The sequence below is a fragment of the Cedecea sp. FDAARGOS_727 genome, assembly GCF_012273235.1.
Taxonomy (GTDB): domain Bacteria; phylum Pseudomonadota; class Gammaproteobacteria; order Enterobacterales; family Enterobacteriaceae; genus Cedecea; species Cedecea davisae.
In genome coordinates this window covers 2,590,008-2,604,205 of record NZ_CP050966.1, presented here as the reverse complement: position 1 = coordinate 2,604,205, position 14,198 = coordinate 2,590,008, and the positions used below count along the sequence as shown (strand labels likewise).

14 protein-coding genes and 1 tRNA gene are annotated in these 14,198 nt (G+C 54.1%); 5 read left to right on the top strand and 10 right to left on the bottom strand.

The window, feature by feature from the left end; translation table 11 throughout:
* Window positions 1–11: 11 nt before the first annotated feature.
* From FOC35_RS12445 to FOC35_RS22945, 3 genes are read left to right on the top strand one after another with little or no spacing between them, the layout of a single operon-like run.
* Window positions 12–1,844 (top strand): dynamin family protein, encoded by a 1,833-nt coding sequence (locus FOC35_RS12445; protein WP_172569043.1) that lies wholly within the window; start codon window positions 12–14, stop codon window positions 1,842–1,844.
* A 1-nt stretch (window position 1,845) separates the two neighbouring features.
* Window positions 1,846–3,498, top strand: a complete 1,653-nt coding sequence (locus FOC35_RS12440) for a dynamin family protein (protein ID WP_172569042.1) — start codon at window positions 1,846–1,848, stop codon at window positions 3,496–3,498.
* On the top strand, window positions 3,495–3,758 hold the full coding sequence (locus FOC35_RS22945) for a YkgJ family cysteine cluster protein (RefSeq protein WP_371810690.1): 264 nt from the start codon (window positions 3,495–3,497) through the stop codon (window positions 3,756–3,758). Before FOC35_RS12440 ends, FOC35_RS22945 begins: the two co-directional genes overlap by 4 nt.
* A gap of 80 nt (window positions 3,759–3,838) precedes the next feature.
* Here the strand turns inward: FOC35_RS22945 and FOC35_RS12435 are convergent.
* From FOC35_RS12435 to xerD, 7 genes are all read right to left on the bottom strand, one after another.
* Window positions 3,839–3,912: transfer RNA gene (locus FOC35_RS12435), tRNA-Gly, on the bottom strand.
* Between the two features lie 87 nt (window positions 3,913–3,999).
* On the bottom strand, window positions 4,000–4,752 hold the full coding sequence (gene actS, locus FOC35_RS12430; RefSeq protein ID WP_256380157.1) for an amidase activator ActS: 753 nt from the start codon (window positions 4,750–4,752) through the stop codon (window positions 4,000–4,002).
* Between the two features lie 67 nt (window positions 4,753–4,819).
* Entirely contained in the window at window positions 4,820–6,337 is a 1,518-nt protein-coding gene (lysS, locus tag FOC35_RS12425; protein WP_172569041.1) for a lysine--tRNA ligase, read from the bottom strand.
* A 9-nt stretch (window positions 6,338–6,346) separates the two neighbouring features.
* A protein-coding gene (gene prfB, locus FOC35_RS12420; protein WP_115586332.1) for a peptide chain release factor 2 occupies window positions 6,347–7,445 on the bottom strand; the annotation gives its coding sequence in 2 pieces (ribosomal slippage) (window positions 6,347–7,369 and window positions 7,371–7,445; 1,098 coding nt in all).
* Between the two features lie 139 nt (window positions 7,446–7,584).
* Complete coding sequence (gene recJ, locus FOC35_RS12415; protein ID WP_172569040.1) at window positions 7,585–9,318, bottom strand: single-stranded-DNA-specific exonuclease RecJ; 1,734 nt, start codon at window positions 9,316–9,318, stop codon at window positions 7,585–7,587.
* Window positions 9,319–9,324: 6 nt separating this feature from the next.
* Entirely contained in the window at window positions 9,325–10,041 is a 717-nt protein-coding gene (gene dsbC / locus FOC35_RS12410) for a bifunctional protein-disulfide isomerase/oxidoreductase DsbC (protein ID WP_016538093.1), read from the bottom strand.
* Window positions 10,042–10,069: 28 nt separating this feature from the next.
* Window positions 10,070–10,966, bottom strand: coding sequence for a site-specific tyrosine recombinase XerD (xerD, locus tag FOC35_RS12405; protein WP_039898799.1), 897 nt, complete (start codon window positions 10,964–10,966; stop codon window positions 10,070–10,072).
* Between the two features lie 102 nt (window positions 10,967–11,068).
* On the opposite strand from xerD, the gene fldB reads away from it, so the two are divergent.
* Window positions 11,069–11,590: a flavodoxin FldB gene (gene fldB / locus FOC35_RS12400; protein WP_016538095.1), complete on the top strand. Its 522-nt coding sequence runs from the start codon at window positions 11,069–11,071 to the stop codon at window positions 11,588–11,590.
* A gap of 12 nt (window positions 11,591–11,602) precedes the next feature.
* Here the strand turns inward: fldB and FOC35_RS12395 are convergent, their stop codons facing one another.
* Both FOC35_RS12395 and sdhE read right to left on the bottom strand, forming a co-directional pair.
* Window positions 11,603–12,025 (bottom strand): protein YgfX, encoded by a 423-nt coding sequence (locus tag FOC35_RS12395; protein WP_172569039.1) that lies wholly within the window; start codon window positions 12,023–12,025, stop codon window positions 11,603–11,605.
* Window positions 12,006–12,272 (bottom strand): FAD assembly factor SdhE, encoded by a 267-nt coding sequence (gene sdhE, locus FOC35_RS12390; RefSeq protein ID WP_016538097.1) that lies wholly within the window; start codon window positions 12,270–12,272, stop codon window positions 12,006–12,008. Before sdhE ends, FOC35_RS12395 begins: the two co-directional genes overlap by 20 nt.
* Window positions 12,273–12,518: 246 nt before the next feature.
* On the opposite strand from sdhE, the gene ygfZ reads away from it, so the two are divergent.
* Complete coding sequence (gene ygfZ, locus FOC35_RS12385) at window positions 12,519–13,505, top strand: tRNA-modifying protein YgfZ (RefSeq protein ID WP_172569038.1); 987 nt, start codon at window positions 12,519–12,521, stop codon at window positions 13,503–13,505.
* Window positions 13,506–13,542: 37 nt separating this feature from the next.
* Here the strand turns inward: ygfZ and FOC35_RS12380 are convergent, their stop codons facing one another.
* On the bottom strand, window positions 13,543–14,196 hold the full coding sequence (locus tag FOC35_RS12380) for a hemolysin III family protein (protein WP_172569037.1): 654 nt from the start codon (window positions 14,194–14,196) through the stop codon (window positions 13,543–13,545).
* Window positions 14,197–14,198 lie beyond the last annotated feature (2 nt).

Sequence of the window (14,198 nt, the reverse complement as noted above, 5' to 3'; positions counted from 1 at the left end):
GGGAACAAGACATGAACCAGGAAATGTTGCGCGAGGATCTGCTCGCTTCTTTTCAAGAGCTACAACGGCAATTTGATTCCTCTCTGGAGGAAGCCAAAGAGCTGGATAATCAATTCACTCAACGCTACAAGCAGTTTCACTCCAACCTGTCCGGTCTTCTGGCTGACTCGCGAGCACAAGTGCCGAAAAACAGTCCGCTAAATCAAACCCTAACGACTTTCATCTCCGGGCTGGCGGCGCAGGATGCAGATTGGAAAGCTCGACTGGAAAATCAGAACAAGGGGCTGAGTTTCCGCAAGAACTTTGAAGACTCCCTGCTGGTGTATGTCTATGGAAAAGTTAAATCAGGAAAGAGCTCGCTCGGCAACTATATGGCATGGGGCCATACTGACCCGACAAGGGAACAGCATCAGTGCGGCGGAGCAAAACTTCAATATAGATCTTATGAAAATTCCAACGCCGAAAATGGCGACGGCGAGAATGAAGCAGAAAAGCAGGGAAAATTCCGCGTGGATGCCACGGAAGCAACCAGCTCTATACAGAGCTTTCGCCTGCCAGGCCTGACGTGGGTAGACTCTCCGGGACTGCACTCGGTTAGAATGCAAAACGGCGAGCTGGCAAAAGAGCATGCCGACCATGCAGATTTGATTCTGTATACCATGAAATCAGATGCCCCGGGGCGGGCCAGCGATCTTAAAGAAATTGTAGAGTTAAGCGGTAAAGAGAAAAATCTTATGCTGCTACTCACCGGCAGCGACAAAAAAATACTCGACTGGGACGACGAGGCCGATGAGGAAATTGAGCGCGTGGTGATGAAACCACAGCAGGATCGTCAGTTGCAGCGTGACTATGTCAGAAAAGAGCTTCAGGAAGCCAATATTGATGTTAAAAATGTGGCAATCCTGTCCGTCTCAGCGCGTTATGCGGAACTCAATGCAGATAATCCAGCCGCTATAAAGGACAGCGGTATGGGCCAACTGTTTACCACCTTACACCAGATTTCACAGCAGCATGGCGTGCGCATGAAACGTGCGGTGCCAATGACAAATTTCAAAAATTTCCTTTCCTTATGCATTACAGAAGTGGCTCAGTATCACGAACTGACAGGCAAATTCACGAAGGACCTGCACAGCATCCGTCAGAGCCTCAGTAAAAAGACGATACCGGAAATACGCGAAGCCCAATTCACGATGCAGGCAGTCATCCAGACTAAATTCGACGAGCTGTCTGCCAGCCGTGATTACGAAGATAATATTAATGCATCGTTGAAAGCGGCTAAAACGCAGTGGGATAAACAGCTGAATATGCTTATCAGTCAAGCGCTGGAAAATATTCTTGCTGATGTGATGGCTAATTTTAAATCCACCGTAGCCGCCACATGGAATTCGTCCTCGTTATCCCTGCCTCATTTTTCGATAGAAAAAACTATTCAGCAGATCCCTGACGGCTATACCAAAGGGACACGAAACCGTAACAGTGGTCTGGGCGGGCTAATAGGTGCGGGAGTCGGCTTTTTGATCGGCGGCCCCGCAGGTGCAGCGGCAGGTTCAATTATTGGTTCAGGGATCGGGGCAGCCGCTGGCGATGGCTCCCGGCAGAATACCCGTGACATCGAAATTGCAGTAGGGGATAACCTCAACGAGGTGCGCACCAGGACGTTGAGTACTTACAACGAGGCCATAGATAAAATCATTAGTGACGAGGTTCAGACACAATTTGAGAGCCTGTTAATCGATCTGGAAAATGCCTGCGCCACGATAAGAGACGAAATTGGAAATTTTGAAAAGGTATTGGGCGAGCTCAGAAAAAACGCGGAACATAAATTAATCAGCCAGGTGGATTAACATGATGGATATATCAGCAGCAGAACTCTTTAAAACCTATGACCTTGCGGCAGCACTAGTTGGCAAACATCCTGAATTAGCATCCGACTTTAAAGCAGTTCAACGCCAGTTCGATGATAAACGTAACCAGTCTGATGCCAGCATTATGGTTTATGGTGTTTACAACGCCGGGAAAAGTACGTTAATCAACGCACTTATCGGCCAGCAAGTCGCGGCCACCGGAGATATCCCTCTCACCAACAGCATTAATGCCTACAGCTGGAATAACGTTACGATCCTCGATACGCCTGGGGTGGATGCCCCGAAGGCTCATGAGAAAGTGACCCGTGAGCAATTGCTTAAAGCCGATGCAGTTATTTTTGTCGCTAACCCATCAGGCGCGGCAGAAGAAGAGAAAACCCTGCAAGCTCTGGTCGATATTTTACAGGCAAAAAAGAAGCTTTTTCTGGTGCTTAATGAAAAAGACAAAACGGATGTAGATACCTTTACTCGCCTTAAAAATGATATACGTATCCGCCTGCAAGACCTGGCGGAAGCGAAGGGAATGCAGGATGTTCTGGGTGACATTCCCATTATGCTTGTTAACGCAGAAACGGCACTGCGAGCCAAGCAAGAAAATAAAGAAAAGCTCCTGCAATTAAGCGGATTCCCTGCATTAGAGGCGGGGCTGACATCTTTTATTAACAGCATCGATAGCCAGCACATTTATGCTCGCCTGAGCGGAGAACTCAGTAAATTCCTCGACCATGTTCTGCTGACGCTGGAAAGGAATACCACCAGCGAAACCGTTCGCAGCTATGACTCTCTTCTTAAGAAAATCATCGAGCAACAACAAGCATGTCGTAAAAATGTTTTTGATGAGATTAAGCGTCAGGGCAAAGTTATGTATCAGGGATGCAAATCGGCACTTCACCAGGACTCCGGGCACGCACAGCCTAAAATCGAGGCTCTGTTTATTCAAGCAAGCGAGCAAATCGAAGCAGTACAAAAATACGAAATGGGTTACCTAATCCAACGCTTTGAGGATGACGTAGACTCCCTCGAGGCGGCTATCTTACGCCAGTCGAAAACCAGTGCCCCTGGAGCCCTCCCGCAGGCACCGGTTGACCAGAGCAGTGATACAAATACCGATAGCCCGGAAAAAAGCGACCTTAATATCGAAACGATCAATCAGGCCATCGGCTCGCTCAGCTCACTCGCGAAACCAGAGCATGTTGTTTCCACTTTGAAACTTGTGAAAGACTGGCTGCCATCCGTAATGAAAGGTATTGGGCCAAAAACCATGGAAAAATGGGGTGCGGCAGTAGTCGGAAAATGGATCCCTTACGTGGGGCCTGCAATTACCGTTATTAGCTCGTTATGGGATATTTTTGCCGAAGACGGTGAAAGCAAAAAAGCCCGTGAACAAAGCGAGCAGCATCGCCGTGAATGGGAACGCTTCCAGCAAGAAGTCGAGGATTTTGCCTCTACCACCGCGGCGCAATTCGAAGCCAACGCAGGCAAGCTACTTAGTGAAACACTGGACCCCTGGTTTAAAGCGCTTCTGGACAAGGTAAAGGCATCCAGGAACCTGGCGGCTCAGCAGGATGAAGCAATCAGCGAAACCGTATTCGAAGTACAGCAACTCGCCTCGCAACTCCGTTCCTTTTCATGAGTGAAATGGCCTTAACCCCCTTCCCGTGTAACGCCTGCGGCAAATGCTGTCGCAGGGTCAATGCCAGCCCCGAAACCGCGTTCCTCGATCGCGGGGACGGGACTTGCCATAACTTTCTCGAAGAAGCACATCTATGCGCGATATACGAATCTCGCCCGCTAGTTTGTCGGGTGGAGGATTACTACCGCGCGCGGCTTCAGAATGTTATTTCGTGGGAAGAATTCGTCCGCATTAATATCGCCATTTGCGAAAAACTTTAATTTGCTATTGCTAAGGTGATATTGGGTAAAGATAGAAAAGAGGTTCAGGACTGATTTTTTTGGCAAGCAGAAAGAGGAACTGGAGCGGGCGAAGGGAATCGAACCCTCGTATAGAGCTTGGGAAGCTCTCGTTCTACCATTGAACTACGCCCGCTTTAAGGTGCGTTAGGCATTATAGACTTTCAGTCCGCGCTGGCAAGAGCCTTTGCATCCAGGTGATGGTTTTTCAAGCACTTTTTCATTAACAAGAAGGTTTGAGGTAGCGCTGAGGGTCGATTGCGGTAGCGCGATAGCGAATCTGGAAATGCAGGCGAACCGAGTCTGCGCCGCTATTTCCCATAGTGGCAATCTTCTGCCCGGCCTTAACTTTCTCTCCGGTATTTACCAGCATCGTGTCGTTATGGGCGTAGGCGGTAATGTACTCTTCGCTGTGCTTAATCATCACCAGGTTACCGTAACCGCGCAGCTGGTTGCCAACGTAGACCACCGTCCCGGCCGCTGAAGCGTAAATTGGCTGCCCGCGTGAACCCGAGATATCGATGCCTTTATTGCCGCCGTCGCTGTTTGAGAAAGGCTCAACAATGTTGCCTTTTGTCGGCCATAACCAGCAGCGGGAACCCACCGGAGGCGGAGCAACTTTCGCTATAGTGCCGTTGCCCGAGCTACGAGACGTAGAGGTATTTTTTGCGGTAGCGGTATTTCTAGGCCGCGCAGCCGATGCAGAACCTTTGACTCGCACCCGCTGCCCCACCTGTAAAGTGTAAGGCGCAGAAATATTATTAAGCCGTGCCAGCTCACCCACGCTGCTGCCGGTCATCCGGGAGATTCTGGATAACGTGTCGCCGCGTTTTACGGTGTAGACGGAACCGCTGAAGGTGCCTTCGTTGCGGGAGGTTTTGGCTGATTTCTGCGAGGAGCACGCCGTCAGCAGGAAGCTCATCAGTAAAATGAGGGCCGTAGCCTGCCAGCGTTTGAAGAAGCTTTCCTTACTCAAATCAATCCTCGGGAACGTCGGGTTAATCAAAGAAGAGATCCCTCCCCGACGGGGAGGGACAGAGGCGTTACTTAACCGGGCGCAGAGCCGGGAACAGGATAACGTCGCGGATGGTGTGGCTGTTGGTGAACAGCATAACCATACGGTCGATACCAATGCCCAGGCCCGCAGTCGGCGGCAGGCCGTGCTCCAGAGCGGTAACGTAGTCTTCGTCGAAGAACATTGCTTCGTCATCGCCCGCGTCTTTCGCCGCAACCTGGTCAGCAAAGCGCTGAGCCTGGTCTTCCGCATCGTTCAGCTCGGAGAAGCCGTTGCCGATTTCACGGCCGCCGATGAAGAATTCAAAGCGGTCGGTGATTTCAGGATTCTGGTCGTTACGACGTGCCAGCGGAGAGACTTCTGCCGGGTATTCGGTAATGAAGGTCGGCTGAATCAGATGGCTTTCAGCCACTTCTTCGAAGATCTCGGTCACTACGCGGCCCAGGCCCCAGCTCTTCTCGATTTTTATACCGATAGACTGGGCAATGGCCACCGCTTTATCCATATCGTCGAGGTCGGCGATGTTGGTTTCAGGACGGTGTTTTTTGATAGCTTCGCGCATGGTGAGCTTTTCAAACGGCTTGCCGAAGTCGAAGATCTCTTCACCGTATTTCACTTCGGTGGTGCCCAGAACGTCCTGTGCCAGGGTGCGGAACAGGGACTCGGTCAGCTCAATCAGATCTTTATAATCCGCATACGCCATGTAGAGTTCCATCATGGTGAACTCTGGGTTATGGCGCGGAGAGATCCCTTCGTTACGGAAGTTACGGTTGATCTCGAATACGCGATCGAAACCGCCAACCACCAGACGCTTCAGATACAGTTCCGGCGCAATACGCAGGTACATATCGATATCCAGCGCATTGTGGTGGGTGATGAACGGGCGAGCGGACGCGCCGCCAGGGATCACCTGCATCATCGGGGTTTCAACTTCCATAAAGTCACGGCCAACCATGAACTTACGGATACCGGCCATGATTTGAGAACGGACTTTAAAGGTGTTACGGGATTCATCGTTAGAGATGAGATCCAGATAACGCTGGCGGTAGCGGGTTTCCTGATCCGCCAGGCCGTGGAATTTATCCGGCAGCGGGCGCAGAGCTTTAGTCAGCAGGCGCAGTTCGGTACAGTGGATGGACAGCTCGCCGGTTTTGGTTTTGAACAGCTTACCGCGCGCGCCCAGGATATCCCCGAGATCCCACTTCTTAAACTGCTCGTTATAGATACCTTCCGGCAGGTCATCGCGGGAGACGTACAGCTGAATGCGGCCGCCAACGTCCTGCAGGGTCACGAAGGAAGCTTTCCCCATGATACGGCGGGTCATCATACGGCCAGCAACGGTGACCTCAATGCCCAACGCTTCCAGCTCTTCGTTCTCTTTCGCGTCGAAGTCTGCGTGCAGTTGGTCTGAGGTGCTGTCACGACGGAAATCGTTCGGGAAGGCAATGCCCTGCTCGCGCAGAGCAGCCAGCTTCTCGCGGCGCGCTTTCAGTTCATTATTAAGATCGGCTGCCGCGTCTACGCCCTGTGCTTGTTGTTCAGACATGTTGGTTCCTCATAACCCTGCTTTCAAACTTGCTTCGATAAATTTGTCCAGATCGCCGTCCAGTACCGCCTGCGTGTTGCGGGTTTCAACCCCGGTACGCAAATCTTTGATACGAGAGTCGTCGAGGACGTAAGAACGAATCTGGCTGCCCCAGCCGATATCCGATTTGTTGTCTTCCAGCGCCTGCTTCTCAGCATTCTTTTTCTGCATTTCCAGCTCGTACAGCTTCGCCTTCATCTGCTTCATGGCCTGATCTTTGTTCTTATGCTGCGAACGGTCGTTCTGGCACTGGGTCACGGTTCCGGTTGGAATGTGGGTAATACGCACCGCAGATTCCGTACGGTTAACGTGCTGACCACCCGCGCCGGACGCGCGATATACGTCGATGCGTAAGTCCGCCGGGTTGATTTCGATATCAATATCATCGTCCACTTCCGGGTAAACAAACGCGGAGCTGAACGAGGTATGACGGCGGCCACCGGAGTCAAACGGACTCTTACGCACCAGGCGGTGAACGCCGGTTTCGGTACGCAGCCAGCCAAAGGCATAATCGCCCTGAATACGGATAGTTACGGATTTAATCCCCGCAACGTCGCCTTCGGACTCTTCGATAATTTCGGTTTTAAAACCACGCGCTTCTGCCCAGCGCAGGTACATACGCTCCAGCATGCTAGCCCAGTCTTGCGCTTCCGTACCGCCGGAACCCGCCTGAATGTCGATGTAGCAGTCGGCGCTGTCGTACTGGCCAGAGAACATGCGGCGGAACTCAAGCTGAGCCAATTTGGCGTCCAGCTGATCCAGCTCGGCAACGGCCTCGTTAAAGGTCTCTTCGTCGTCGGCTTCTATAGCCAGTTCCAGCAAACCGGAAACATCTTCCAGCCCCTGAGCCATCTGGTCCAGCGTGTCGACAATCGCTTCCAGCGCGGAACGTTCTTTACCCAGCGCCTGTGCGCGTTCAGGTTCGTTCCAGACATCGGGCTGTTCCAGCTCGGCGTTTACTTCTTCGAGGCGCTCTTTCTTGGCATCATAGTCAAAGATACCCCCTAAGAACGTCGCTGCGCTCTGTGAGGTCCTGGATGCGGCTTTTTACCGGGTTAATTTCAAACATGCTTAATTTCTTATGTTGATTTCAGAAGATGAAATGCGGTCGTAAACCGGAAAGTTTACCGGATTTACGCCACATTTTGTAGCCTTGTCCCGGGCATATAGCCAAGTAATTAAAGTTGCAGCGGCGTTCACAACGCAGGCTATATCGGCCAGAGATTTTCGATAAGCAGCTGCACGCTTCGGTTACCGCGAAACTCATTAACATCCAGCTTGTAAGCCAGCTCAACTTCGCGCACGCCGGGGTCCGGCCAGCGGCTGGTATCAATGTTAAAAGCAATGCCGTCCAGCAATGGCCCGCCGCCAAGCGGCTCAACCATAACCTTCAAGTGGCGCTCGCCCACCAGCCTCTGCTGGAGGATGCGGAATTTACCGTCAAACAGCGGCTCCGGGAACATTTGCCCCCACGGACCGGCATCTCTCAGCATCTCAGCAACTTCCAGCGTCATCTCCTGAGCGGAAAGCGGGCCATCAGACCAGATTTCGCCTTGTAACAGCGCCGGGTCCAGCCACTCACCAACCAGAGCGCCAAAGCGCTGACGGAACTCGTCAAAACGCGCCTCTTCCAGCGACAACCCTGCCGCCATTGCGTGACCGCCGAACTTCAGCATCATGCCCGGGTAGAGCGTGTCAAGGCGTTCCAGCGCGTCTCGCATATGCAGGCCCTGTACCGAACGCCCCGAACCTTTCAGGGTGCCATCTCCGGCGGGAGCAAACGCAATTACCGGGCGATGAAAACGCTCTTTGATGCGGGAGGCCAGAATGCCGACCACGCCCTGATGCCACTCGGGATGGTACATCGCCAGGCCGTAAGGCAGCTCTTCGCTGCTGCGCTCCAGCTGTTCGCACAGGGTCAGGGCTTCGACCTGCATACCCTGCTCAATCTCTTTACGGGTCTGGTTCAGAGCATCGAGTTCGTTAGCCAGCATGCGCGCTTCACCGAGATTATCGCTCAGCAGCAGCGCCACGCCGACGGACATATCGTCCAGCCGCCCAGCGGCATTAAGACGCGGGCCAAGCGCAAATCCGAGGTCGCTGGCAGCGATTTTATGCGGTTCACGGTTAGCCACTTCAAGCAGCGCCCGAATACCGGGGCGGCATTTACCGGCGCGAATGCGGCTCAGCCCCTGCCAGGTAAGAATACGGTTATTGGCATCCAACGGGACGACGTCCGCTACGGTGCCGAGCGCAACCAAATCCAGCAGTTCCGCCAGGTTTGGAATGGCAAGCCCACGCTGTTCAAACCAGCCGTTGTCCCGCAGGTGGGTGCGCAGCGCAAGCATCAGATAAAACGCTACGCCAACGCCAGCCAGAGACTTAGACGGGAACTCACAGTCGTCCAGGTTCGGGTTGATAATGGCTTCAGCCGCAGGCAGGGTTTCTCCCGGCAGGTGGTGATCGGTCACCAGCACGGGAATACCCAACTGGTGCGCCCGCTCTACGCCAGAGTGGGAAGAGATGCCGTTATCTACGGTCAGAATCATCTGCGCGCCGCGAGCGTGGGCCTGATCGACAACCTCCGGGCTAAGCCCATAGCCGTCTTCAAAACGGTTCGGCACAAGGTAGGCAATGTTCTCGCCCCCCATGCTGCGCAGCGCCAGCACGCTAAGCGCTGTGCTGGTCGCCCCATCGGCATCGAAATCACCAACAACCATGATACGCAGGCCTTCACGCAGTGCGCCGTAGAGTAAGGCAACCGCCTGCTCCATCCCGCTAAGCTGCTGCCACGGCAGCATGCCTTTTACGCCGCGCTCCAGATCCTGTTCACCGCGGATGCCGCGGCTGGCATACAGCCGCTGTAACAAAGGCGGCAGAGAAGCCGGAAGCGCCACCGAGCTATCCACGGCCCGGCGGCGAAGTTGCGTTTGCTGTTTCACCCGCGATTAACCACCCGTCTTCATCAGCTGTTTGTGGGCATCCAGCATCTGCTTCATCTCTTTCGGTCCCTGGTAACCAGGGATCATGGTGCCGTTGCTCAGCACAATGGCTGGCGTACCCTGAACGCCGAACTGCACGCCGAGGTTGTAGTGATTGGCAAGGTTGATGTCGCAGCTTGCCGGAGCGACGTTCCCACCTTTCATGGCCGCATCAAATGCTTTATTACGGTCTTTAGCGCACCAGATAGACTTCATATCGCTTTCAGCCTGGCTTTGCAGCCCCTGGCGCGGGAAGGCCAGATAGCGCACGGTTATTCCCAGCGCGTTGTAGTCGCTAATCTCTTCATGCAGCTTGTGGCAATAACCGCAGGTGATGTCGGTAAACACCGTAATGACGTGCTGCTCCTTCGGCGCCTTATAGATAATCATCTCTTTTTCCAGCGCGTTCAGTTTGCCCGTTAGCAGCTGGTTAGTAACGTTGATCGGCTGTGCGCCGCTGACATCATAAAGTGGCCCCTGGATGACATGTTTGCCGTCTTCGGTGACGTAAAGCACGCCGCTGTCGGTCAGTACGGTCTTCATTCCTGCAACCGGAGCAGACTGAATGTCAGCCCCCTGAACGCCCAGCTTCGCCAGCGATTGTTTAATTGCGGCGTCATCCGCGTGGGCAAAACCGGAAATGGAAGCGGCCAGCAGCGGAAGCAGCCAAAAACCTTTTTTCATGATGATTCCTTTATCTATCTTGTGGCACTCACGCCCGAGGGTGGTGCTGTTGATGCAGCTGGCGTAAACGCGCCGTCGCTACATGAGTATAAATCTGTGTGGTGGACAAATCGCTATGGCCCAACAGCATCTGTACGACACGGAGATCCGCGCCATGGTTCAGCAGATGCGTGGCAAAAGCATGACGCAAAACGTGCGGCGAAAGCTTTTCGCTGTCGATACCAGCCAGTACCGCATAGTGTTTAATGCGGTGCCAGAAAGTCTGGCGCGTCATCTGTTGGGCCCGGTTACTGGGAAACAGCACGTCCAGCGACTGGCCGTTTAGCAACTCCGGGCGGCCATACTTCAGATATTGCTCAATCCAGTAAACCGCCTCTTCGCCAAGAGGAACCAGCCGCTCTTTATTGCCTTTGCCGATAACCCGCACTACGCCCTGACGCAGGCTGATATCGCTCATCGTCAGCCCAACAAGTTCAGACACGCGCAACCCGGTTGCGTATAGCACTTCAAGCATCGCTTTATCGCGCATTTCAATCGGCTGGTCGGTACAAGGGGCCTGTAAGAGGCGTTCGACCTGCGCTTCGCTTAAATCCTTTGGCAAACGCTGCGGCAACTTGGGCGATGAGAGCAACGCGCTGGGGTCATCGTCACGCATCTTTTCGCGGTACAGATATTGGAACATCCGCCGCATCGCGCTCAGCAGCCGCGCGGAGCTGGTGGCTTTATAACCGCCCTCGAGGCGCTCGGCAAGCAGCGCCTGCAGGTCCGCAGCCTGAGCGGTTAAAAAACTCAGTTGCTGATGTTGAAGCCATTCGGCCACCATGGTGAGGTCGCGGCGATAAGAACTGAGCGTATTTTCAGCCAGATTTCTCTCCAGCCATAACGCGTCCAGAAATTGTTCAATACGGGCCAGGTCCTGCTCCACTCTCGGCTCCCACTTTGGCGAATTGTGTCCATTATGCATGATGGCGAACGGGATCTGGTACACTTGGCCATCTGCACGTTATTAAAATGAGTTGTTATTGCTATGAACATTGGTCTTTTTTACGGCTCCAGCACCTGCTACACCGAGATGGCTGCCGAAAAAATTCGCGACATCATTGGCCCGGAGCTGGTCACGCTGCATAACCTGAAAGACGATGCCCCCGCAAAAATGGAACAGTACGACGTGCTGATCCTTGGCATCCCGACCTGGGATTTCGGCGAACTGCAGGAAGACTGGGAAGCCGTTTGGCCGCAGCTGGATGACCTGAATCTGGAAGGCAAACTCGTCGCGCTGTACGGTATGGGCGACCAGCTTGGCTACGGTGAATGGTTCCTGGATGCGCTCGGCATGCTGCACGATAAGCTAGCTCCGCGCGGCGCTCAGTTTATTGGCTACTGGCCGACCGAAGGCTACGAGTTCACCAGCCCTAAGCCGGTCATCGCCGACGGCCAGCTGTTTGTAGGCCTGGCGCTGGATGAAACCAATCAGTACGACTTGAGCGACGAACGCATTCAAAACTGGTGCGAGCAGATCCTCGGTGAAATGGCGGAACGCTTTGCCTGAATCGGCCAGGCCTCAGGCCTGACCGTTCCCGCTCGCCTGTTGTTGCAACAGCAGGCGGCGTAAATCGCGCCATTCCCCAACATCCATACTGTCTGACGCCAGCCACAAATGCTGGCAGCGATGCTTCGCCGGGCGACGCAGCCTCAGCATAATACCGCTCGCGGTAACCCACGGGTTGCCGACAATTTCCCAATCATACCCCTGCCAGCGTAGACGGAAATCCGTCAGCAGTTTGACCTCTCCCTGCCGGGCGTGAATGCGGCGCTGGCTGCGTACGCTGTCAAAAACCACCAGCGACAGCAGCAGCATCCAGACAAGCGTGTAGCTCATCGGCCACGGCATCAGCAGCACAAACAGCGCCACCAGGCCGTGAGCCAGTAATGAGAGCCACTGCGCTCGCCAGGAGACACGGAGATCAGATTGCCACAGGACCACGTTCTTTATTCCGAGTCTGGATCAGGGCTACCATACGCTGAAGTTCCGCATCATCCGGCTTACCATGGTTCATCAACCAGTTAAACAAGTCCGGATCGTCACTTTCCAGCAGACGCACAAACAGCTGCTTGTCGCTGTCGCTCAACGTTTCATATTCGTGTTCAAAGAACGGCATAATCGAAATATCCAGCTCGCGCATTCCGCGGCGGCATGCCCAGTGAATTCGGGCTTTATTATTGATATCCATGTGCACTTTCCTGCTTAGCCATCAAGTTGGGTACCGGATTAGTGTAACGTGTTTTCGTCAGCGGGATTACCGGAATGTTTTGTTGTGCGCACTTTCCCGGCACAAATTGATGCAATAAGCCGGTTTGCACGGCAGCCTTCGGGGAAGCTCGCAAACGCACAAATGGCGTCATTAAACTGCTTGCATTGCCCTGTGTCTCTTTTACCATTGAGAGATTAAACCGTTGGATAACCCGGGATCTCTGTTATGGCTTTTAATCCGTTTCCTCCGCGCCAGCCCAGCGCCGCAGCTCGCCTTCCGCTGACGCTGATGACGCTTGATGACTGGGCTGTCGCCACCGCCGTTGGCGCAGACGCTGAAAAATACCTTCAGGGCCAGGTCACCGCCGATGTCGCAAAACTGGACGCCAGCCAGCATGTGCTGTGCGCCCATTGTGATGCAAAAGGGAAAATGTGGAGCAACCTGCGCCTGTTCCATCGCGGCGAGGGCTTTGCTTTTATTGAACGCCGCAGCCTGCGTGATGCCCAACTGGCCGAGCTAAAAAAATATGCCGTGTTTTCAAAGGTCACCATCAGCGCTGATGATGCCAGCGTGCTGCTTGGCCTGGCCGGTTTCCAGGCGCGCGCGGCGCTGGCAACCGTGTTCGACACGCTGCCTGATGAAGAAACCCCGGTTGTGCAGCAGGGAGCGAGCACTTTGCTGTGGCTAAACCTGCCAGCGGAGCGCTTCCTGATTGTGACCGATGAAGAAGGTGCCGCGAACCTGACCGGGAAACTACGCGGCCAGGCGGAGCTAAACGACAGCCAGCAGTGGCTGGCGCTGGATATTGAAGGCGGCCTGCCGGTTATTGATAGCGCCAACAGCGCTCAGTTCATTCCCCAGGCCACCAATATCCAGGCGCTGGGCGGCATCAGCTTTAAAAAAGGCTGTTACACCGGGCAGGAAATGGTCGCCCGTGCAAAATTCCGCGGGGCAAACAAACGTGCGCTCTGGTATCTGGCGGGTCACGCAGGCCGCGTGCCGGAAGCCGGAGAAGACCTTGAGCTGCAAATGGGCGAAAACTGGCGTCGCACCGGCAGCGTGCTGGCAGCCAGCCCGCTGGACGACGGCCGTATTCTGGTGCAGGCGGTGATGAATAACGATCTGGAACCGGATAGCGTGCTGCGCGTGCGCGACGATGCAAGCGGCAAGCTCGCACTCGAGCCGCTGCCCTATTCTCTGGAAGAGAATTAATTCAAAACGAAGCGCCCCTTTAGCGGGGCGCCGTTATTTAGCGAATGTAGAGATAGATTGCGAGGAAGTGGCAGACGCTGCCGCCGAGCACAAAGCCGTGCCAGATAGCATGGTTGTACGGAATACGTTTGCAGACGTAGAAAATCACCCCGAGAGAATAGACTATCCCGCCAATTGCCAGCAGGGTCACGCTACCCGGTGCCAGCTTGATAACCATCTGGTAGATAACTACCAGCGACAGCCAGCCCATTAATAAATAGGTCACCAGCGACAGCACTTTAAAACGATGCGCTATGGTGAGCTTAAACAGAATACCGGCCAGCGCCAGGCTCCAGATAACAATCATCAGCCCTTTTGATAGCGGCGAATTCAGCCCTACCAGCAAAAATGGCGTATAGGTTCCTGCTATCAACAGATAGATAGCGCAGTGGTCGAATTTTTTAAGCCAGCGCTTGGCCCGCTCGTGCGGGATGGCGTGGTACAGCGTGGAGGCCAGAAACAGCAGGATCATGCTGCCGCCGTAGAGGCTGTAGCTGGTGATTGCCGTTGCGCTGGCGTTGGCGTCCACCGCCTGAACCAGCAGCAGTACCAGACCAACAATGCCGAACACCAGCCCGATACCGTGACTGATGCTGTTGGCTACTTCCTCAGCCAGAGAATATCCATGTGCGATAACTGGTTTGTGAGCCATCT

Bases quoted from the DNA above. Each gene is read 5' to 3' on its own strand.
- FOC35_RS12445 (WP_172569043.1), top strand. From the start codon at position 12: ATGAACCAGGAAATGTTGCGCGAGGATCTGCTCGCTTCTTTTCAAGAG.
- sdhE (WP_016538097.1), bottom strand. From the start codon at position 12,272: ATGGATATCAATAATAAAGCCCGAATTCACTGGGCATGCCGCCGCGGA.
- FOC35_RS12440 (WP_172569042.1), top strand. From the start codon at position 1,846: ATGATGGATATATCAGCAGCAGAACTCTTTAAAACCTATGACCTTGCG.
- FOC35_RS12380 (WP_172569037.1), bottom strand. From the start codon at position 14,196: ATGGCTCACAAACCAGTTATCGCACATGGATATTCTCTGGCTGAGGAA.
- fldB (WP_016538095.1), top strand. From the start codon at position 11,069: ATGAACATTGGTCTTTTTTACGGCTCCAGCACCTGCTACACCGAGATG.
- FOC35_RS22945 (WP_371810690.1), top strand. From the start codon at position 3,495: ATGAGTGAAATGGCCTTAACCCCCTTCCCGTGTAACGCCTGCGGCAAA.
- ygfZ (WP_172569038.1), top strand. From the start codon at position 12,519: ATGGCTTTTAATCCGTTTCCTCCGCGCCAGCCCAGCGCCGCAGCTCGC.
- lysS (WP_172569041.1), bottom strand. From the start codon at position 6,337: ATGTCTGAACAACAAGCACAGGGCGTAGACGCGGCAGCCGATCTTAAT.
- dsbC (WP_016538093.1), bottom strand. From the start codon at position 10,041: ATGAAAAAAGGTTTTTGGCTGCTTCCGCTGCTGGCCGCTTCCATTTCC.